Origin of the sequence: Sediminibacillus dalangtanensis (assembly GCF_017792025.1) — a bacterium.
GTDB lineage: Bacteria > Bacillota > Bacilli > Bacillales > Amphibacillaceae > Sediminibacillus > Sediminibacillus dalangtanensis.
The window spans coordinates 1,744,551-1,764,381 of the sequence record NZ_CP046956.1; the positions used below are offsets into that span (position 1 = coordinate 1,744,551).

General features: G+C 44.0%; 22 protein-coding genes. 21 read left to right on the forward strand and 1 reads right to left on the reverse strand.

Annotated elements, in window-relative coordinates; translation table 11 throughout:
• The first annotated feature begins 122 nt into the window (after nt 1-122).
• From sdaAB to rnc, 9 genes are all read left to right on the forward strand, one after another.
• A complete protein-coding gene (sdaAB, locus tag ERJ70_RS08780) occupies nt 123-785 on the forward strand; it encodes an L-serine ammonia-lyase, iron-sulfur-dependent subunit beta (RefSeq protein WP_209368673.1) in 663 nt (220 codons plus the stop codon).
• A gap of 64 nt (nt 786-849) precedes the next feature.
• Nucleotides 850-1,734 carry an L-serine ammonia-lyase, iron-sulfur-dependent, subunit alpha gene (gene sdaAA / locus ERJ70_RS08785; protein ID WP_209368675.1) on the forward strand — a complete coding sequence of 295 codons (885 nt, stop codon included), beginning with the start codon at nt 850-852 and terminating at the stop codon, nt 1,732-1,734.
• A 5-nt stretch (nt 1,735-1,739) separates the two neighbouring features.
• Nucleotides 1,740-3,776, forward strand: coding sequence for an ATP-dependent DNA helicase RecG (recG, locus tag ERJ70_RS08790; protein WP_209368676.1), 2,037 nt, complete (start codon nt 1,740-1,742; stop codon nt 3,774-3,776).
• Between the two features lie 90 nt (nt 3,777-3,866).
• Nucleotides 3,867-4,460, forward strand: coding sequence for a transcription factor FapR (fapR, locus tag ERJ70_RS08795; protein ID WP_209368677.1), 594 nt, complete (start codon nt 3,867-3,869; stop codon nt 4,458-4,460).
• The gene (gene plsX / locus ERJ70_RS08800; RefSeq protein WP_209368678.1) at nt 4,444-5,445 is read left to right on the forward strand and encodes a phosphate acyltransferase PlsX; all 1,002 of its coding nucleotides are present in this window, start codon (nt 4,444-4,446) and stop codon (nt 5,443-5,445) included. The genes fapR and plsX overlap by 17 nt, the downstream gene beginning before the upstream one ends.
• Before the next feature lies 1 nt (nt 5,446).
• Nucleotides 5,447-6,394 carry an ACP S-malonyltransferase gene (gene fabD / locus ERJ70_RS08805; RefSeq protein ID WP_209368679.1) on the forward strand — a complete coding sequence of 316 codons (948 nt, stop codon included), beginning with the start codon at nt 5,447-5,449 and terminating at the stop codon, nt 6,392-6,394.
• Nucleotides 6,395-6,396: 2 nt separating this feature from the next.
• Nucleotides 6,397-7,137, forward strand: a complete 741-nt coding sequence (fabG, locus tag ERJ70_RS08810) for a 3-oxoacyl-[acyl-carrier-protein] reductase (protein WP_209368680.1) — start codon at nt 6,397-6,399, stop codon at nt 7,135-7,137.
• 35 nt (nt 7,138-7,172) lie between these two features.
• The gene (locus ERJ70_RS08815; RefSeq protein WP_053219699.1) at nt 7,173-7,406 is read left to right on the forward strand and encodes an acyl carrier protein; all 234 of its coding nucleotides are present in this window, start codon (nt 7,173-7,175) and stop codon (nt 7,404-7,406) included.
• 109 nt (nt 7,407-7,515) lie between these two features.
• A complete protein-coding gene (gene rnc / locus ERJ70_RS08820; RefSeq protein WP_209368681.1) occupies nt 7,516-8,202 on the forward strand; it encodes a ribonuclease III in 687 nt (228 codons plus the stop codon).
• Nucleotides 8,203-8,258: 56 nt separating this feature from the next.
• On the opposite strand, the gene ERJ70_RS08825 is transcribed toward rnc, so the two are convergent.
• Entirely contained in the window at nt 8,259-8,480 is a 222-nt protein-coding gene (locus tag ERJ70_RS08825; RefSeq protein WP_209368682.1) for a DUF1128 domain-containing protein, read from the reverse strand.
• A 170-nt stretch (nt 8,481-8,650) separates the two neighbouring features.
• Between ERJ70_RS08825 and smc the strand changes: the two genes are divergently transcribed.
• The 12 genes from smc to ylqF all read left to right on the forward strand — a co-directional run bounded on the left by smc (nt 8,651) and on the right by ylqF (nt 19,784).
• Complete coding sequence (gene smc / locus ERJ70_RS08830; RefSeq protein ID WP_209368684.1) at nt 8,651-12,217, forward strand: chromosome segregation protein SMC; 3,567 nt, start codon at nt 8,651-8,653, stop codon at nt 12,215-12,217.
• 22 nt (nt 12,218-12,239) lie between these two features.
• A complete protein-coding gene (gene ftsY / locus ERJ70_RS08835; RefSeq protein ID WP_209368686.1) occupies nt 12,240-13,244 on the forward strand; it encodes a signal recognition particle-docking protein FtsY in 1,005 nt (334 codons plus the stop codon).
• A gap of 66 nt (nt 13,245-13,310) precedes the next feature.
• The gene (locus ERJ70_RS08840) at nt 13,311-13,637 is read left to right on the forward strand and encodes a putative DNA-binding protein (RefSeq protein WP_209368688.1); all 327 of its coding nucleotides are present in this window, start codon (nt 13,311-13,313) and stop codon (nt 13,635-13,637) included.
• Between the two features lie 13 nt (nt 13,638-13,650).
• Nucleotides 13,651-14,994 (forward strand): signal recognition particle protein, encoded by a 1,344-nt coding sequence (gene ffh / locus ERJ70_RS08845; RefSeq protein WP_209368690.1) that lies wholly within the window; start codon nt 13,651-13,653, stop codon nt 14,992-14,994.
• 82 nt (nt 14,995-15,076) lie between these two features.
• A complete protein-coding gene (gene rpsP, locus ERJ70_RS08850; RefSeq protein WP_074597396.1) occupies nt 15,077-15,349 on the forward strand; it encodes a 30S ribosomal protein S16 in 273 nt (90 codons plus the stop codon).
• A gap of 14 nt (nt 15,350-15,363) precedes the next feature.
• The gene (locus tag ERJ70_RS08855) at nt 15,364-15,591 is read left to right on the forward strand and encodes a KH domain-containing protein (protein ID WP_209368692.1); all 228 of its coding nucleotides are present in this window, start codon (nt 15,364-15,366) and stop codon (nt 15,589-15,591) included.
• Between the two features lie 193 nt (nt 15,592-15,784).
• The gene (locus tag ERJ70_RS08860) at nt 15,785-16,171 is read left to right on the forward strand and encodes a YlqD family protein (RefSeq protein WP_209368694.1); all 387 of its coding nucleotides are present in this window, start codon (nt 15,785-15,787) and stop codon (nt 16,169-16,171) included.
• 11 nt (nt 16,172-16,182) lie between these two features.
• Nucleotides 16,183-16,701 carry a ribosome maturation factor RimM gene (gene rimM, locus ERJ70_RS08865; protein ID WP_209368696.1) on the forward strand — a complete coding sequence of 173 codons (519 nt, stop codon included), beginning with the start codon at nt 16,183-16,185 and terminating at the stop codon, nt 16,699-16,701.
• The gene (gene trmD / locus ERJ70_RS08870) at nt 16,698-17,438 is read left to right on the forward strand and encodes a tRNA (guanosine(37)-N1)-methyltransferase TrmD (protein WP_209368698.1); all 741 of its coding nucleotides are present in this window, start codon (nt 16,698-16,700) and stop codon (nt 17,436-17,438) included. Before rimM ends, trmD begins: the two co-directional genes overlap by 4 nt.
• 189 nt (nt 17,439-17,627) lie before the next feature.
• Nucleotides 17,628-17,972, forward strand: a complete 345-nt coding sequence (gene rplS / locus ERJ70_RS08875) for a 50S ribosomal protein L19 (protein WP_074597392.1) — start codon at nt 17,628-17,630, stop codon at nt 17,970-17,972.
• A 168-nt stretch (nt 17,973-18,140) separates the two neighbouring features.
• On the forward strand, nt 18,141-18,698 hold the full coding sequence (gene lepB, locus ERJ70_RS08880) for a signal peptidase I (protein WP_209368700.1): 558 nt from the start codon (nt 18,141-18,143) through the stop codon (nt 18,696-18,698).
• A 243-nt stretch (nt 18,699-18,941) separates the two neighbouring features.
• Complete coding sequence (ylqF, locus tag ERJ70_RS08885; protein WP_209368701.1) at nt 18,942-19,784, forward strand: ribosome biogenesis GTPase YlqF; 843 nt, start codon at nt 18,942-18,944, stop codon at nt 19,782-19,784.
• Nucleotides 19,785-19,831: the final 47 nt, after the last annotated feature.

The following is a 19,831-nucleotide window of genomic DNA, read 5'->3' on the forward strand; positions in this document are numbered from 1 at the left end:
TTGCCCGTTGCCATGTAAATATGAATAGCCGGACAGCCGTCTATTAACAGATTTTATTACGTATAATTGGCTGGTATTCACGTCCGGAAGCCTTTACAATAAAAGGGGAAGGAGATGAAAGGATGAAATACAAATCTGTGTTTGATATCATCGGTCCGGTAATGGTTGGTCCTTCCAGTTCGCATACTGCTGGTGCCGCCAGAATCGGAAGAGCTGCTAGGAATTTGTTCGGAAGGGAACCTGCATGGGCGGAAATTCATCTCTATGGATCGTTCGCCAAGACATATAAAGGCCATGGAACGGATGTAGCTATTGTTGGCGGCTTATTGGACTATGATACGGATGATCAGCGGATTGGCAAGTCGATTCAAACAGCTGAGAAAAAAGGGATGAAGGTCTCTTTTCATGAAGATGAAGCTGCAACAGAACATCCTAACACTGCCCGGATTAAAATTGGCGATGGTGAGGGCGATTTAGAACTTGTCGGTATTTCTATTGGCGGGGGAAAAGCAGAGATTACGGAATTGAATGGATTCGAGCTGCACTTGTCCGGCAACCATCCCGCTATTCTTGTGATGCATAATGATCGACATGGCGCAATCGCTTCTGTAACGCAAATACTTGCCAAGCATGAAATCAACATTGGCCGGATGGAAGTTTCGCGAAAAGATATTGGAAAAGAGGCACTCATGGTCATTGAAGTAGACCAAAATGTGGAAGATAACGTTATGCGTGAACTGGAAAATGCTTCCCATATTCTACAATTGTCAAAAATCGTAGATTGATAGAGTAGACAGCAGGAAATGCGCAACAGTCAAGCGCTATTATCAACAGAGAGGAGTTTTACATGTGTTCCGAAATGCTGCTGAATTAGTTGAAATTGCAGAAAACGAAAACATTAAAATCTCAGAAGTGATGATTCGTCAGGAAATGGACGTGAAAGATAAAACACGAGAAGAAGTTTTCAGCCAAATGGAAACCAACTTATCGGTCATGGAAAAAGCAGTAGAAGAAGGACTGCAAGGAGTGAAATCTCATTCTGGTCTGACTGGCGGAGACGCCGTTCTCTTGCAAAAGTATCTTCAGGAGAAACAACCATTGTCTGGAGAACTTCTGTTGGATGCAGTGAGTAAGGCGGTGGCTACGAACGAGGTGAACGCAGCCATGGGCACCATATGCGCTACCCCCACTGCTGGAAGTGCTGGCTGTGTTCCGGGTACCCTGTTCGCAGTTAAAAATCGTCTACACCCAACAAGGGAAGAAATGATCCGTTATCTATTTACTGCTGGCGCATTCGGTTTTGTCGTTGCTAACAACGCTTCCATTTCAGGGGCAGCTGGTGGCTGTCAAGCCGAAGTAGGGTCTGCAGCTGCAATGGCGGCTGCGGCAATCGTGGAAATGGCAGGAGGTACTCCCCAGCAAAGTGCTGATGCATTTGCTATCACATTGAAAAACATGCTTGGTCTTGTTTGCGACCCGGTTGCGGGCCTTGTGGAAGTTCCCTGTGTAAAACGCAATGCTGCGGGGGCTTCCAATGCTATTGTATCAGCGGATATGGCGTTGGCCGGAGTTACAAGTCGTATCCCTTGTGACGAAGTGATCGGTGCCATGTACCGGATAGGGAGAGCTATGCCCTCGGCTCATAGAGAAACGGCTGAAGGTGGATTGGCTGCGACCCCTACTGGCAGGGCGCTAGAAGCCAAGATATATGGAATTCCTATGAAGAAAGAGTGAATACCTTGTTGAATGACCCGGTAATAAATGTGAAAGGAATCGGAGAAAAATTAGAGCAGGGGTTGAACAGCTTAGGAATTCATACTGTAGAAGACTTGCTGTTTTACTTTCCTGCCCGGTATGATGTATATGAAATCAAACCATTAAGTGAACTGGTACACAATGATAAGGTAACGATCGAGGGAGAGGTGATCAGTGAACCTTCCCTTGCTTTTTATGGAAAAAAAAAGTCGCGTCTTTCTTTTAATTTGCAAGTGGAACATGTGACAGTCAAAGCAGTTATGTTCAATCGTTCTTTTGCAAAAAAACAATTGCAGACCGGAGACATCGTGACGGTTACAGGCAAGTGGGATCAACATCGCTTGCAAATCACGGTCAGTAATTATAAGAAAGGCAGAGCAAAAAGCGATGCGAAAATACAACCAGTCTATGCTTTGAAGAGCGATGTTTCCAACCTTCAGATCAAAAAAGCTGTCAGCACAGCATTATCTCAATTTCAGGATAGTCTCCAAGAAATTTTGCCACAGGAGTATTTATCGGCATACAAATTGCCGGGTCGTATGGAAGCTGTGAAGCAAATGCACTTTCCTGATAACCATCAGGTTTTGAAACATGCTAGAAGACGGTTCACTTATGAAGAATTTCTGCTTTTTCAGTTAAAAATGCAGCTGCTCAGGAAGCGTAAACGAGAATCAACTTATGGAAACAGCCTGGAGTATGAAAAACAGGCTGTGGATGAATTTGTCGAAAGACTTCCATTTCGGCTCACTGCTGCACAATTGCGTTCGCTTCAAGAAATTTTGACAGACTTGCATTCCCCTTACCGAATGAATCGGTTGTTGCAGGGGGATGTGGGTTCGGGCAAAACGGCTGTTGCTGCCATTGCCTTGTATGCTGCAATTACGGCCGCGAAGCAGGGGGCATTAATGGTGCCGACAGAAATTCTGGCTGAGCAGCATTTTCATTCATTGACAGAACTGTTTGCCGACCATGCATCGGTAGTGTTGCTGACTGGTTCTGTCAAAGGAAAAAGAAGAAAGCAAATTCTGCAAGAAATTGCTGAAAAAGAGGCGGATATCATTATCGGTACGCATGCTTTGATTCAAGACGAGGTTCTCTTTCAGGATCTTGGCCTGGTGATCGTTGATGAACAACATCGTTTTGGGGTGGAACAAAGGCGTGTGTTGAGGGATAAAGGTCTTCATCCGGATGTTTTGTTCATGACCGCTACACCCATACCGCGGACTTTGGCAATAACGGCTTTTGGAGACATGGATGTATCTGTTATCGACGAGTTGCCTTCGGGAAGAAAGCAAGTTGAAACCTATTGGGTAAAAGAAAACATGCTGGACAGGGTCTTGCAGTTTATCCAAAAAGAAGTGGACAATGGTCATCAGGCATATGTCATTTGCCCATTGATAGAAGAGTCCGACAAACTGGACATTCAAAATGCGGTTGAACTTTATGAGCAGTTAAAAGAAATCTACGCTCCCAAAACCACTGTCGGACTGATGCATGGAAGGCTTCCTTCCGATGAAAAGGAAGAGGTTATGCGGGAGTTTGCTGCCAATGATATACAAGTATTGGTGTCCACCACTGTCGTAGAAGTAGGGGTCAATGTGCCTAATGCGAGTGTGATGGTCATTTATGATGCGGAAAGGTTTGGGCTTTCCCAGCTTCATCAGTTAAGGGGACGTGTCGGCAGAGGTGAAGCCCAGAGTTATTGTATTTTGGTGGCCGATCCAAAAGGAGAGGTTGGAAAAGAGCGAATGAAAATCATGACCGAAACAGCAAACGGCTTTCAGTTGTCTGAAGAGGATTTGAAACTCCGTGGTCCCGGTGACTTCTTTGGCAAAAAGCAAAGTGGAATACCTGAATTCAGAGTCGCTGATATGGTTCATGATTACCGGGCCCTAGAAACAGCAAGAATGGACGCACAGCAAATCTTGGAAGCAGGTTCACTCGATAAAGATCCGCAATTTAAACAGCTTGCCACGCATGTTTACAATGATAAGATCGTTATGGGAGAAACGCTCGACTAACCAATTTAACTACATGATTTATGCTTGCATATTCATATTTGGTATTATATATTACTATTAGTACCTAGTCTTAATTTGGACGGTGGAGAGATGAAGCGAACGAAGAAGGAAAGGCAACAGCTGTTGAAACAGACAATAGAAGACACGCCTTTCATAACGGATGAAGAACTGGCAAAAAAATTTGCAGTCAGTATCCAAACCATCCGACTAGACAGGATGGAAATGTCGATACCTGAACTACGTGAAAGGATTAAAACGGTCGCTTCCACTCAATGGAATGAAACCGTGAAGGCTCTGCCTATTGACGAGGTGATCGGAGAAGTCATCGATTTAGAGCTGGATGAGCGGGCAATTTCGATATTGGATATCGGAAGCGAACATGTTTTTTCCAGAAACCGGATTGCCAGGGGGCATCATTTGTTTGCGCAGGCAAATTCCCTGGCAGTCGCTGTCATTAATGATGAATTGGCCCTTACAGCGAAAGCGGAAATCAAATTTACCAGACAGGTGAAGCAGGGAGAACGGGTGATTTCCAAAGCAACTGTGAGTGGAAGTGATGCCAAAGGGAGAACAGTAGTGGAGGTTAACAGTTTTGTTGAAAACGAAAAAGTGTTTTCTGGAGAATTCCTGATGTTCCGTTCCCATCATCATAAAGGAGAGTCAAGCAATGAAAATAGCAATTGATGCAATGGGGGGCGACCATGCCCCGGATGAAATTGTTGCCGGAGCAATCGAGGCTGTAAAAGAGTGGCAGGATATGGAAGTGACTTTGATAGGTGATGAGGCGAAAATATCTCCCCTCTTAAAAGATACACAAAGAATCAATGTGATACATACAACGGACATGATTACCGGAGAAGATGAACCTGTCCGGGCAGTTAGGCGCAAGAAAAATTCTTCTATGGTATTAATGGCGGAGGAAGTAAAACAACAAAAAGCAGATGCTTGCATATCAGCAGGGAACACAGGAGCGTTGATGAGTGCCGGTTTATTTGTGGTAGGGCGGATGGAAGGAATCGATCGTCCAGCCTTAAGTCCGACATTGCCTACGAAGGATGGCAGTGGTTTTTTATTGCTTGACGTCGGAGCGAATGTCGATGCAAAACCTCATCATCTCGTCCAATACGCGATCATGGGAGCTGTTTATACCGAAAAAGTTCGAAAGGTGGACAACCCCCGTGTCGGTCTTCTGAATGTCGGGACAGAGGATGGAAAAGGAAATGACTTGACGAAACGGGCTTTTGCGGAACTAACAAAAGCGCCGATTCATTTTGTAGGGAATGTAGAAGCTAGGGATTTACTCGAAGGTGCTGCGGATGTCGTGGTAACGGACGGGTTTAATGGGAACATCGCATTAAAAACGATTGAAGGTACTGCGATGACCATGTTTTCCATGCTGAAACAAACATTTATGTCAAACTGGAAGTCCAAATTGGCAGCCGGTTTGGTGAAACAGGAATTGAGAGAGTTGAAGGATAAGCTGGATTATTCGGAATATGGGGGTGCAGGCTTATTCGGATTGGCTGCCCCGGTCATCAAGGCCCATGGTTCTTCCAACAGGAGGGCTATCTATAATGCTGTCAAACAGGCGCGCAATATGGTTGAGTTAAATGTTACCGAGACGATTGAAAAAACGATAAAAGAAATGCATTTGGAAGAGGAGGAATAACATGAAACGCGTTGCTTTTGTTTTTCCTGGACAAGGTTCGCAGGAAGTCGGAATGGGAAAAGATCTGTTCGATAATTTTGATACGGTAAGGCAAATGTTCCGACATGCAGACCAACAACTGGATGGCGATTTGACTTCCCTTATGTTCGATGGCCCCCAGGAAACATTGACCAACACGGAAAATGCACAACCTGCTTTGCTGTTGACGAGTGCAGCCGCTGCAGCTGTTTTAAAGGAAAAAGGTGTGGAACCGGTAATGACAGCCGGCCACAGTTTGGGAGAATACAGTGCACTCGTATCGGCAGGAGCGATTAGCTTGGAAGAAGCGCTGCCGCTTGTCCGATTGCGCGGCAGGCTAATGGAAAAGGCTTATCCTGCTGGGAAAGGAGCCATGGCAGCGGTGTTAGGCGGTGAAATGGAGACAATCCAGTCCGTGCTTGATTCCGTTAATGATGAAACAGGAGAAGTTGTAGACGCTGCCAATTTCAACTGTCCTGGTCAATTGGTGATATCCGGTACGAAGCAGGGAATTGAAGCAGCAGGAGAAAAGCTGAAGGAAAATGGGGTCAAAAGGGTCCTCCCTCTGAATGTCAGCGGTCCTTTCCACTCTCGTTTGATGAAGCCTGCGGCAGAAAAGTTTGCCGAGGAATTACAAAAAACTGATCTAACCGACACCAAACTCCCTGTCTATGCCAATGTAACGGCTGCACCGGTGACAGAACGCTCCCAGATTGCGGAATTGTTGGTCCAACAATTGTATTCGCCGGTAAGGTTTCAGGAAATCATTGAAGCGATGCTGGATAAAGAGCTTGATGCCATCGTCGAGGTAGGGAATGGAAAAGTATTGACTGGACTCGTAAAAAAAATTCACAGACGCATGAAAACTTTTTCCGTGCAGGATACGGAATCGCTTCAGGCATTTGTTGAATGGTATAAGGAGGAATCTTAAGCATGCTGAAAGGGAAAACTGCATTAGTGACAGGGGCTTCCAGAGGAATAGGGAAGGCGATTGCGCTGGAACTCGTAAGTCAAGGAGCGAAAGTCGCGGTTAATTTTGCAGGAAACGAAGCGAAAGCCCAAGAAGTAGTAAAGGAAATCGAGTCGCTTGGCGGGGAGGCTATCAAGGTAAAGGCCAATGTTGCAGACGAAACGGAAGTCAAAGAAATGATCAAACATGTGATCGATTCCTTTGGCAGTCTAGATATCCTAGTGAATAACGCCGGCATTACGAGAGATAATCTATTGATGAGAATGAAAGAAGAGGAATTCGATCAGGTGATTGACACCAATCTGAAAGGTGTCTTCCTTTGTACAAAAGGGGTCACCCGGCAGATGATGAAGCAAAAGAGCGGCCGGATTATCAATATCGCTTCTGTTGTCGGAGTAAGCGGCAACCCGGGACAGGCGAATTACGTGGCAGCGAAGGCTGGAGTCATCGGGTTGACGAAATCAACTGCAAAGGAACTTGCTTCCAGAAACATATTGGTAAATGCGATTGCGCCGGGTTTTATCGAAACGGATATGACTGATCAATTGACAGATGAACAGAGACAAGGCATGCAGGAACTTATCCCGCTGGCAAAATTGGGAAAAGGGGAAGACGTAGCGAAAGTTGTACGCTTTCTTGCTTCTGAAGATGCCAATTATATTACCGGCCAAACCATCCATGTGGATGGTGGCATGGTGATGTAATACTTTATCGTTTACTTTGAAAGGGGGTGAATGAAATGGCAGATACATTCGAGCGTGTTAAGAAAATCGTAGTAGATCGTCTGGATGTGGAAGAATCAAAAGTAACGATGGAAGCTTCCTTCAAAGATGATTTGGAAGCTGATTCATTGGATGTTGTGGAATTGGTTATGGAATTGGAAGACGAATTCGACATGGAGATTTCTGATGAGGAAGCGGAAAAAATTGAAACAGTAGGTGATGCTGTTAATTACATAAACAGCATTCAATAATAAATAGTACTTATTTATTTAGCTAGACAGCAATATGTTGTTTATGGAAATGGCAGCACAGAAAAGTCCCGCGCATGAGCGGGGCTTTCTCCATATGGGAGGTGACGAAATGGACTTTTCAAAGCTGCAGAAACAGCTTGGAATCACTTTTAATAATGAAAGGCTTTTACAACAAGCATTTACCCATTCATCTTATGTGAATGAGCATCGGAAAAAGGACTACCGGGATAATGAGCGACTAGAATTTTTGGGCGATGCGGTATTAGAACTCGGTGTGTCTCAATATTTGTACCGTGAATACCCGGAAATGGAAGAAGGAGAACTGACAAAATTCAGGGCATCTATCGTTTGTGAACCTTCCTTGGTAAGTTTTGCGAATGATTTGAATTTTTCTCCTTATGTATTGCTAGGAAAAGGGGAAGAAATGACTGGCGGCCGTAACAGACCGGCGTTGCTGGCAGACGTTTTTGAAGCATTTATTGGCGCCTTGTATCTTGACCAGGGATTTGACGTTTCCATCAATTTTCTTGAAAAGTATGTCTATCCGAAGATTACCAAAGGTGCTTTTTCGCATGCGATGGATTATAAAAGTCAGCTGCAAGAATTGGTTCAACGAAGTAAGAATGGCAGCATTGACTATGCCATCACGGAGGAGCGCGGGCCGGCTCATAACCGTGAATTCGTTGCCGAGGTTCGCATACAGGGAGCGGTAGCTGGAACCGGCATTGGCAGGACGAAAAAAGAAGCTGAACAACGAGCTGCAAAAAAAGCGCTTGACAGTTATGAGGCAGGTTAAATAAAAGGAGGCGTGAGCTTGACTATTGAACGAGCCCAGCCTCCTTTTATTTATGATTACTTACGGTGGTCGGCCAATTCCTGGATGAACGCCTGGGTCTCTGCCACACTTAACTGGCCTTTCTGCTCAAGCATGTCATGCAAGGATTTCAGCTCTTGGTATTTTTCTATATCGTAATCATCCGGGTTCATGATTGAGCGGTTTACGACCTGTAATTTTCTCGCCATGTTATCAATAATAATTGCCAAGTTTTCCCTTGTTGGTTCCTGCAAACTCACATTAACACTCCTCAATATTTTATGATTCCTTCTATGACTCTACTCTTTATGATAAAATAAATAAGTTGAAATGCAAATTTATCTTGGATTTTTTACATATTTTTTGCAGGCTGCGCTGTCTGCAAAATTCCGATAGAGAAACAGTTAAACAGCGAATTAGGAGAATGAATATGTTTCTAAAACGATTAGATACAGTAGGTTTTAAATCTTTCGCCGAACGGGTTTCCGTTGATTTTGTACCAGGTGTAACAGCGGTTGTCGGCCCTAACGGCAGTGGGAAAAGCAATATTACGGATGCGATTCGCTGGGTGCTTGGAGAACAGTCTGCCAAGTCACTGCGCGGTTCAAAGATGGAAGATATTATCTTTCAAGGAAGCGATTCGCGGAAAGCATTGAATATTGCGGAAGTAACCCTGACACTGGATAACAGTGACCAGGCGTTGCCGCTCGATTACCAGGAAGTGAGTGTGACCAGAAGGGTTTACCGTTCGGGAGAAAGTGAATTCTTAATCAATAAACAGACTTGCCGGTTAAAGGATATCATTGATCTGTTTATGGATTCAGGGCTCGGAAGAGAAGCTTTTTCAATAATAAGCCAGGGAAAGGTCGAGGAGATTCTCAGTTCGAAACCTGAAGAGAGAAGGTCGATTTTTGAAGAGGCTGCAGGTGTACTCAAGTATAAGCAGAGAAAGAAAAAGGCTGAATACAAGCTGGCAGAAACGCAGGAAAACCTTAACCGTATCGAAGATATCATCTATGAAATAGATGGCCAGCTTGAACCATTGAAGGAGCAGGCGGCGGTTGCGAAAGATTACTTGCAAAAGAAAGACGATTTAAAAAAAGTGGAGATCGCCCTTTTGATTGCTGAGATTGAAGAGATGCATGGAAAATGGAAAGCGATATTGGCGGAAATAGAAATTCAAAAAGAGAAAGAAGTCGCTCTTCAAACAAGCATTCAACAAAAACAGGCTGATTTGGAAGAAGGACGTAGCCAAATTCAGGCACTGGATGAGTCTATTGAAGCGTTGCAAGAATCCCTTTTGGATTTGACAAAACAGCTTGAAAATTTACAAGGTAAAAAAGAACTGAGTAATGAGCGTTTTAAGCATTTTGAGGATAACAAATCGAAATTAGAGGAAGAAAATGGCCAACTAAAAATACGGATGGACAAGCTGGAAACCGGTTTGGCAGAGGAACAAGAGAAGTTAGCCCGGCTGGAAGCCGAAAGACGTGAAACAAACAAAAGTCTGAAGCAGACTGCAGAATTGCTTACCACCTCGAAGCAGAACATAGAGGAGCAAATTGAAGAATTAAAAAGTGACTATATTGAAAAATTGAATGAACAGGCAGCAAAACGAAATGAGCGTCAGTCCATCGCCAGGCAGTTGGAGCAACTCAACCTGAAAAAGGACAATCAACAGGATAAATTCAAAGGCTTGATCAATGAAAGGGGAAAGCTGGAACAAAAGCTGGCTGATTTGCAGGCGGAACTGGCAGAGAGGACTGACAACCGGCAGGCAGCTGAACAGACTTATGAAAAACAGAGAAAAACCTTGGAAGCGGATAATGCAGCTTATCAAGAATTGCAGACAAAGCTTTATCAAGGGTATCAGTACATTGAAAAGTTAAAGTCAAAGAAAGAAATGCTCGAAGATATGAAGGAAGGGTATCAAGGTTTTTTTCACGGGGTTAAAGAAGTTCTGAAGGCCAGAGAGGATAAAGAATTGACCGGAATCGACGGAGCCGTGATCGAATTGATCGATGTTCCAGCCAAGTTGATCCCGGCAGTCGAAACAGCGCTTGGAGGTCAAGCTCAGCATATTGTTATGGAAGATGAATCCAAAGCGAGAGCTGCGATTAACTGGCTAAAAAAGTATAACAAAGGCCGCGCGACCTTTTTGCCGATAACAGCCATTAAATCGAAATACATTCCCGGTGATTTGTTAGCGGGAGTGAAAAATCACCAAGGCTTTGTTGGTGTAGGAGCGGAGCTGGTTTCTTTCCAACAAAGACACAAGGGGATAGCAGAAAGTCTGTTGGGAAATGTGGTAATTGCGGATAACCTTAAGTCTGCAAACGAAATTGCTATTCGTCTGCATCGGAAGTTCCGAGTCGTGACGTTGGACGGAGACATCATTAACCCAGGCGGGTCGATGACTGGCGGAGCGAAGAAAAAATCGGGTCAATCCTTGTTTTCCCGTGAAAAAGACTTGCAGGAAGTGACAGACAAACTAAATGAATTTCAGCAAAAAGCGTTGGAATTTGAACAGAAGGTCAAGTCACGGAAACAAGCAAACGAAGAGTTGGAACAAGTGATGGAAAAGCAGCGTGAGGCAATAAGAGTAGCACAGCAACGAGAACAAGAAACAAGAACTGCCATGAAAGAAACGGAAGTAAATGTTGCTCATTACAACGAAAACTTAAAATTATACGATCAAGATACCAATCAATATGAAACAGATCTTTTTGATTTGAAGCAACGGAACGCGAGATTGGAAGAGGAGTTAAGCGAGCTGGAAAGAACGCTGGAGGATCTCCAAGGTAAAATTGATGATTGTACCCGTAGGCAATCCGATTATCAAGAAAACCAGGAGAAGTTGCAAGAGAGACATCAACGATTGCAAATATCCCTAGCTGAACAGGATGCCAACGTGAACAGTCAAAAAGAAAAATGCAAGACACTGAATCAGCAACTCGAAGAAACTAAACAGGCTTTCCGAGAAAACAAGGAACAATTGGAGAAAATGTTCGATTTTCAAAACAACCGTGAAACGGAAGAGGAAATTGACGCGAAGCTTGAAGAGAAACAAAAACAAAAGGATAAAGTGGCTGAATTGATTCAAGTACGACGTCAGGAACGTCTGAAAAGAACGAAAAAGGCAGGCGATCAAGAACGGGAAATCAAAGAGAAAAATCGGATCCATCAGTCGCTGGCTCAGGATTTGCAGGATAAAGAGCTGAAAGCTGCCAGGTATGATGTCGAATTGGAAAACCGGCTGAACCATCTGCAAAACGAGTACGCGCTTAGCTATGAAAAAGCGGCTCAAGATTATGAAAAGGCAGAGGATATCGATCAGGCAAAACAGTCGGTGAAGTTAATCAAACGTTCTATCGAAGAACTTGGTACTGTCAATCTTGGCGCGATTGATGAATATGAGCGGATCAGTGAACGATATGAATTTCTTACAGAACAGCAGACAGATTTGGTACAGGCGAAGGATACGCTGTTCGGAGTTATTTCCGAGATGGATGGGGAAATGGTCAGGAGATTCGAAACAACATTTATGCAAATCAAGGAAGAGTTTTCTATTGTCTTTTCCGCCTTGTTCGGAGGCGGGAGTGCAGAATTGAAATTGACGAATCCCGAAAACATGCTGGAAACAGGCGTCGATATCATCGCAAGGCCACCTGGTAAAAAACTACAGCACTTAGGATTGCTTTCCGGGGGAGAAAGAGCTTTGACGGCGATCGCGCTGTTGTTTGCGATTTTGCGTGTCCGTCCGGTTCCGTTCTGTGTACTGGATGAAGTGGAGGCCGCTCTGGACGATGCAAATGTCAGCAGGTTTGCCAGGTATTTAAAGGAGTTTAGCGAAAAAACACAATTTATTGTGATTACCCACAGAAAGGGTACAATGGAGGAAGCGGACGTATTATACGGGGTAACCATGCAGGAGTCGGGAGTTTCCCGTCTTGTATCGGTCCGGCTGGAAGATGCGCCTGCATTAGTGAAAGCATAAATGCACTAGAAAGGAAGGTATTATGAGCTTTTTTAAGAAACTAAAAGAAAAATTCAGCGGTGATACTGCTGATCAACAAGAGGCCCAGCCTGAAACGTATAAAGAAGGGCTTTCCAAGACGAGAAGCTCTTTTTCCAGCAAAATAAATGACCTAGTTGCACGTTATCGTAAGGTGGATGAGGACTTTTTTGAAGACCTGGAAGAAATATTAATTTCGGCAGATGTAGGCGTTACGGCTGTAATGGATCTTATCGATGAATTGAAAATGGAAGTGAAACGCAGAAACATTAAAGACAGTGGAGAAATGAAAGAAGTCATTTCTGAAAAGCTGGTCGAAATCTATTATGGGGAGAAAGACGGAGACACGGCAAAATTGCAGTTGAAAGAAGATGGACTGTCTGTCATTTTATTTGTCGGGGTCAATGGCGTCGGAAAAACGACGACCATAGGAAAAATGGCTCACCAATTGAAACAAGAAGGAAAAAAAGTAATCATGGCAGCAGGTGACACCTTCCGTGCCGGAGCGATTGAGCAGTTGGAAGTCTGGGGGGAAAGAGCCGGGGTTGATGTGATCAAGCATAATGCTGGGAGTGACCCGGCTGCAGTAGTTTACGATGGCATCCAGGCAGCGAGATCCAGAGGGGCCGATGTTTTACTGTGTGATACGGCTGGACGATTGCAGAACAAAGTCAATTTGATGAATGAACTTGCCAAAGTGAAAAAAGTCATTTCCAGAGAAGTTCCAGACGGCCCGCAAGAGGTGCTGCTTGTCCTCGATGCCACCACAGGTCAGAATGCGATGAGCCAGGCCAAAACCTTTTCGGAAGCGACGGACGTGTCAGGAATCGTTCTGACCAAGTTGGATGGTACGGCAAAAGGTGGCATTGTACTTGCTATTCGAAATGAATTACAGATACCAGTAAAGTTTGTCGGCTTAGGTGAGAAAGTGACTGATTTACAGTCTTTCGATGCGCACGCCTTTGTTTACGGATTGTTTGCAGATATGCTGGAAGAGGAAACATCTTGACACGACCTAAGAATGTTAGGTAGTATTTCATTGTAAAGGCATTTCACTTAACAAGGAGTGCTCGCTTTGCTGGAAAAAACGACAAGAATTAATTTTCTATTTGACTTTTATCAGGAATTGCTGACGCCAAAACAGCGAAATTACATGGAACTGTACTATTTGGAGGATTATTCACTCGGCGAGATCTCTGAAACATTTGAAGTTTCACGACAAGCCGTGTACGATAATATCCGACGTACGGAATCGATGCTGGAAGCTTATGAGGATAAGCTCCATTTGTATAAGAAGTTTTCAGAGCGAACCCAGTTGCTGGAGCAGCTGGAACAAGCGCTGAAAGGAAATCAGTTAACTACTTTAAGGGAATTGGTTGATTCACTTAAAGAATTAGATTAAGGGGGCTCCTTCTATGGCATTTGAAGGCTTGGCCGAACGCCTGCAAGGGACAATCCAACGTATCAAGGGAAAAGGGAAAGTCACGGAGCAGGATGTAAAGGAAATGACAAGAGAAGTACGGCTTGCTTTATTGGAAGCAGATGTCAACTTCAAAGTCGTGAAAGATTTTGTCAAACGCATTAAAGAACGTGCAGTCGGGCAGGAAGTAATGGAAAGTCTGACGCCCGGCCAGCAGGTAATCAAAGTAGTAAGGGACGAACTGACGGAGCTGATGGGAGGCGAGCAAAGCAAAATAGCAGTAGCCGACCGTCCGCCAACCGTGATTATGATGGTTGGTCTTCAGGGGGCAGGTAAAACGACTACCACTGGGAAGCTTGCGAACTTACTCCGTAAAAAATATAATAGGAATCCGCTTTTGGTTGCAGCGGATGTTTATCGACCGGCTGCTATTAACCAGTTGGAAACATTGGGCAAGCAATTGAGCATGCCGGTGTTCTCTCTGGGTACAGATGCAAATCCAGTCGATATTGCCAATCAGGCTATCGAACAAGCAAAGGCGGAACATCAGGATTACGTTATCATTGATACGGCAGGCCGTCTGCATGTCGACAATGAATTAATGGACGAACTGGATCAAATCAAGTCCAATGTAAAACCGGATGAAATCTTCTTGGTAGTTGACGCGATGACAGGACAAGATGCTGTCAATGTAGCGGAAAGCTTCAACGAACAGCTCGATGTCACGGGTGTAGTATTGACGAAATTGGATGGCGACACGCGTGGCGGCGCTGCCTTATCGATTAAAGCTGTTACAGACAAACCGATTAAATTTGCCGGGATGGGAGAAAAACTAGATGAGTTGGAAGCATTTCATCCAGAACGGATGGCTTCTAGAATCTTGGGTATGGGCGACGTTCTTTCGCTGATCGAAAAAGCACAAGATACAGTGGATGAGAACAAAGCCAAGGAATTGGAAGAAAAGATGCGATCTGCGTCCTTCACATTTGATGACTTCCTGGAGCAAATGGGACAGGTCCGAAATATGGGACCTTTGGAAGACTTAATCGGTATGCTCCCTGGCGCAAATAAAATGAAGGGTTTAAAGAATGTTCAATTCGATGAAAAACAACTTTCCCATGTCGAAGCGATCATCCAGTCCATGACAAAACAGGAACGGCAGGACCCCGGGGTCATGAACGCCAGCCGGAAGAAGCGGATTGCTAAAGGTGCCGGAAGATCGGTGTCGGAAGTCAATCGACTGCTCAAACAATTTGAAGAAATGAAGAAAATGATGAAGCAGATGACCAACATGCAAAAAGGGAAAAAAGGCAAAGGAATGAAATTTCCGTTCATGTAATGGAAAAACCCTTTACAGACAAATGAACATCTGATAGAATCTAAACTTGTGATAAGCAATATAAATGATGGAGGTGCAAGACATGGCTGTTAAAATTCGTTTAAAGCGTATGGGTTCAAAAAGAAATCCATTTTATCGTGTAGTAGTAGCTGATTCACGTTCTCCTCGTGACGGACGTTTTATTGAACAAATTGGCACTTACAATCCGGTAGCCAATCCGGTTGAAGTAAAACTAGATGAAGATAAGGCGCTTGACTGGATGACTAAAGGCGCTAAGCCTAGTGATACAGTACGTAACCTTTTCTCAAAAGAAGGCATCATGACGAAATTCCACGATACGAAAAACCAAAAGTAAAGTAGAGTGATATCATGAAAGCCTTAATCGAAACGATGGTGGCTCCGTTGGTCGATCATCCGGAAGATGTCCAGGTGACAGTCAAGGAAGACGATGAAAGATTGACTTACCATCTAACTGTCAATCAGGATGATGTCGGAAAAGTAATCGGGAAAAACGGACGAATCGCAAAAGCTGTTCGGACGGTTGTTTATGCAGCCGGTTCGGATGAAACAAAGCGAATCTATTTGGATATCATGTAAAAAGGGGAAGGGGGAACCTTTCCCTTTTTTCCAAATTCATAAAAGTTGTCATCCTTTTTTTCCTGCCTCACTAGAACAAGCCTGGTCTCGGGGACAGCTTTTAATAGGTCTTTTGAACAGGGTACGACCAGTAATCCATTTCGAGCCAGTGATATGTGGCTTGGGATATATGGAGGAAAGGCAGGGGCTGGTATTGAAAATAATTCGTAAAATTCCTGTCAAGCAGGTAATAACGGAGAGAAGCAAGGAAAGACTGGTGAAACAGTTTAACCAAAATAAACAGCAGCTTGAACAAGAGTGTCAACAACTGCAATTTGAACAGCGGAAACTACAAAATAAAAAAGGAGTTTCCAAACATGAAGTAGCCAAACGGTTCCAACAGGAAATAAAAAAGCGCAAAGACAAAATCAAGTGGATAGAATTTCAATTGGAGCAGTTGGACATCCTGCCTATTGGCAGTGAAATAACAGAAGAAGAAGTTGAAACTCTTGTTGAAGTTGAAGAAGGATCTAACTGGAGTGACATTTCCGATAACAAAGCAATCATCGTGAAAGATGGCATCGTGATCCAAATTACATAGCAGGTGAAGATATGAGCGAAGAAATGTACAATGTAGGAAAAATTGTAAATACCCACGGGATAAAGGGAGAAGTAAAGGTAGTGCGGATTACCGATTTTGATGAACGATTTGAAACTGGAAGCAGGTTATACTGGTCTGATGGCCAAGGCAGCCAGATAGCCCTTACTGTTGATGGTCACCGCAGGCATAAAAACTTTGATTTATTGCACTTCTCCGGCTATGATTCCCTTAATGATGCAGAAGCCTTAAAAAATGGCGTGCTTCAAGTAAGGGAAGAGCAACTGGCGCCCTTAGAAGAAGGCGAATTTTATTACCACGAAATCATTGGCTGCGAAGTTTATACGACGAATGGAGAATTCCTTGGGAAAATCAAAGAAATTTTATCACCAGGTGCCAATGATGTATGGGTGACCAGCAGAAAAGGAAAAAAAGATTTATTGATTCCTTATATAGAGGATATTGTTAAAACCATTGAGGTCGACCAAAAGCGGGTAACCATAGAGCCGATGGAGGGACTGCTTGACGAATGAAAATAGATATACTGACGCTGTTCCCGGAGATGTTTGACGGAGTAATGAACCATTCGATTTTAAAAAAAGCACAGGAATCAGGAGCATTTCAATATCGCTTGGTCAATTTCCGTGAATATTCACAAAATAAGCATAAAAAGGTGGATGACTATCCATACGGAGGTGGAGCTGGAATGGTTCTCACCCCTCAGCCCGTATTCGACGCTGTGGAAGACTTGTCGGCAGATCGGTCAGATAAAAGGGCGGAACCACGTGTGGTGCTAATGTGTCCCCAAGGGGAGCCTTATAATCAGGCAAAAGCGATGGAACTCGCAAACGAGGAGCATCTAATTTTTATTTGCGGGCATTATGAGGGTTATGACGAAAGGATCCGTGAACATATCGCAACCGATGAAATATCGATTGGTGATTATGTCCTGACAGGTGGAGAATTGGGTGCGATGGTGGTTATTGACAGTGTGGTCCGATTGCTTCCAGGCGTTCTTGGTAATGAATCATCTGCTCCGGAAGATTCATTTTCCACCGGCTTACTCGAGCATCCCCATTATACCAGACCGCTTGATTTTCGCGGTATGCGGGTGCCGGATGTACTGGTATCAGGGAACCACGGCAAGATTGAGGAATGGAGACGCCTGCAATCTTTGAAACGTACTTATCAGCGGCGCAAGGATTTGCTTGATGGGTTTCAATTGACCGACAAAGAAAGACAATGGCTGGAAGGTTTGAATGACGAATAATTGAACTAGAATATACTGGTTGGTCGATTGTTGAATCTATTTCCGGGAATCATCAATAAATAGTTGAAGTAGACGGTATGATATGGTATATTATTTGTTGTGCTTAAACGAAAGTTTAAGCTGGATAAACAATGTTCCGCTGTCTTTATTCTTAAGTTAAGAACGTTGGTTTGGAAGGAGTGTAACAGGATGCAAAATATTCTAGAAGAAGTGACAAGAGAACAGCTTCGCACTGATCATCCTGATTTTCGCCCTGGTGATACGGTAAAAGTCCACGTTAAAGTAGTGGAAGGAAACCGTGAACGTATCCAGGTTTTCGAAGGCGTTGTAATCAAGCGTCAAAACGGCGGAATCAGCGAAACTTTCACTGTTCGTAAGATTTCTTACGGCGTAGGCGTTGAACGTACTTTTCCAGTACATTCACCGCGCATTGATAAGATTGAAGTGAGCCGCCGCGGTAAAGTACGTCGTGCGAAACTTTACTATCTACGCAACCTGCGTGGTAAAGCTGCACGTATTAAAGAAATCCGCTAATTTGAATGCAGGAAAGGAGCTTGAAAAGTCAAGCTCCTTTTTTCTACTTAAAATAGGTAATTAGACTGGTTTGCTGAAATTGAAAAATAGACAATCGGGTGGTATAAGTTACCTGTCGACCGGTTACTGCTTTAAGCCGGATTAAAGCTGTTTTATGGAGGGAAGATAATGGCCAAAAAAAAGAATGAATGGCTGGATTGGATAAAGGCACTTTTGATTGCCGGATTACTGGCAGTTATCGTCCGGATGTTTTTATTCGCTCCTATTGTAGTAGATGGACCGTCCATGCTGCCAACACTGCATAATGGAGATCATATGATTGTAAACAAGTTCAATTATCTAGTTGGTGATCCACATAGATTCGATATCGTGGTATTCCATGCTACAGCCCAGAAAGACTATATAAAGCGGGTCATTGGCATACCGGGCGACCATGTAGAGGTCAAAAATGACACCCTTTATATAAATGGAGAAGCAGTGGAAGAACCATATTTAAAGTCTGCAAAGCAAATGATGGATGGCAACCAGCATTATACCGTCGATTTCAGTCTCGAAGAATTGCCGGGCGGGTATGAGGAGGTGCCGGAAAATCATGTATTGGTGCTTGGGGACAACCGGGGCAATTCAACGGACAGTCGTTTGTTGGGATTGATTTCCTATGATCAACTGGTAGGAGAAGTCCAGTTATTATATTGGCCGTTCGACCGCTTCCGTTTATACACGTGATAACAGCGTTAGAGAAATAACGAACGTTTTTCTTGTTGTATAGGAAATTATAAATTTAACTGTCTGTGGATCATTATTGGCTGAACCAGCCACGTCCAGCTCCAGCGCCTACCCCCTCGAGGTCTTAAGCCCACCCTCTGTGTGGCAAAAAGCGCCACGCCGAGGCTGTTCTTAAGCTTGTCGGGGGTGAGCAAGGCGCTTGCGCTTTTGTCCGTAAAGACGGAAAGGAATAGGTGGGATACTATGACAATTCAATGGTTTCCAGGACATATGGCAAAGGCAAAACGAGAAGTTCAGGAAAAATTGAAATTAGTGGATTTTGTTATCGAATTAGTTGATGCCCGGGTGCCGGATTCCTCACAAAATCCCATGCTGCAAGAGGTGCTGCAAAATAAGCCGCGCATGCGTGTATTGATGAAAAAGGATTTAGCTGATCCGGCAATTACACGTCTGTGGATGGATCGGTTCGAGGCTGAAGGTATCAAATCTGTTGCAGTGGATGTGCAGAACAAACAAGATGTGCAATTGGTCATTGCTGCTGCCAAGGAAATGGGCAAAGAAAAGCAGGAAAAGCTCATGAAAAAGGGTGTAAGACCACGGGCTTCCAGAGCAATGATTCTAGGTATTCCGAATGTGGGTAAATCAACACTGATTAACCGGCTGGTGAACAGAAAAATAGCTAAAACGGGAGACCGGCCAGGTGTGACCACCAGTCAACAGTGGATAAAAGTAAAGAAGGATTTTGAACTTTTGGATACACCGGGTATTTTATGGCCAAAATTCGAAGATGAACTGGTCGGCTATCGTCTGGCCGCTATTGGAACGATAAAAGATCAATTGCTGCCGAAAGAAGATATCGCTGCTTTTATTGTCAACTTTTTAAAAGAAGCTTATCCATCCCTGCTTCAGGAGCGATATGGCTTAGAAGGGGAAAATGACATGGGAATCATCTTTGAAAAAATCGGCGGTTCCAGAGGCTGTTTGGAAAGTGGAGGACGGGTGAATTTTGAGAAAACTGCAGAAGTGATCATCCGCGATCTGCGTTCTGGCCGATTGGGCAGGTTGACTTTAGAAGGCCCTGAATAAGACAGGCCGGACGATACACTAATGTTATGTAAAGGGCATCCGTCATT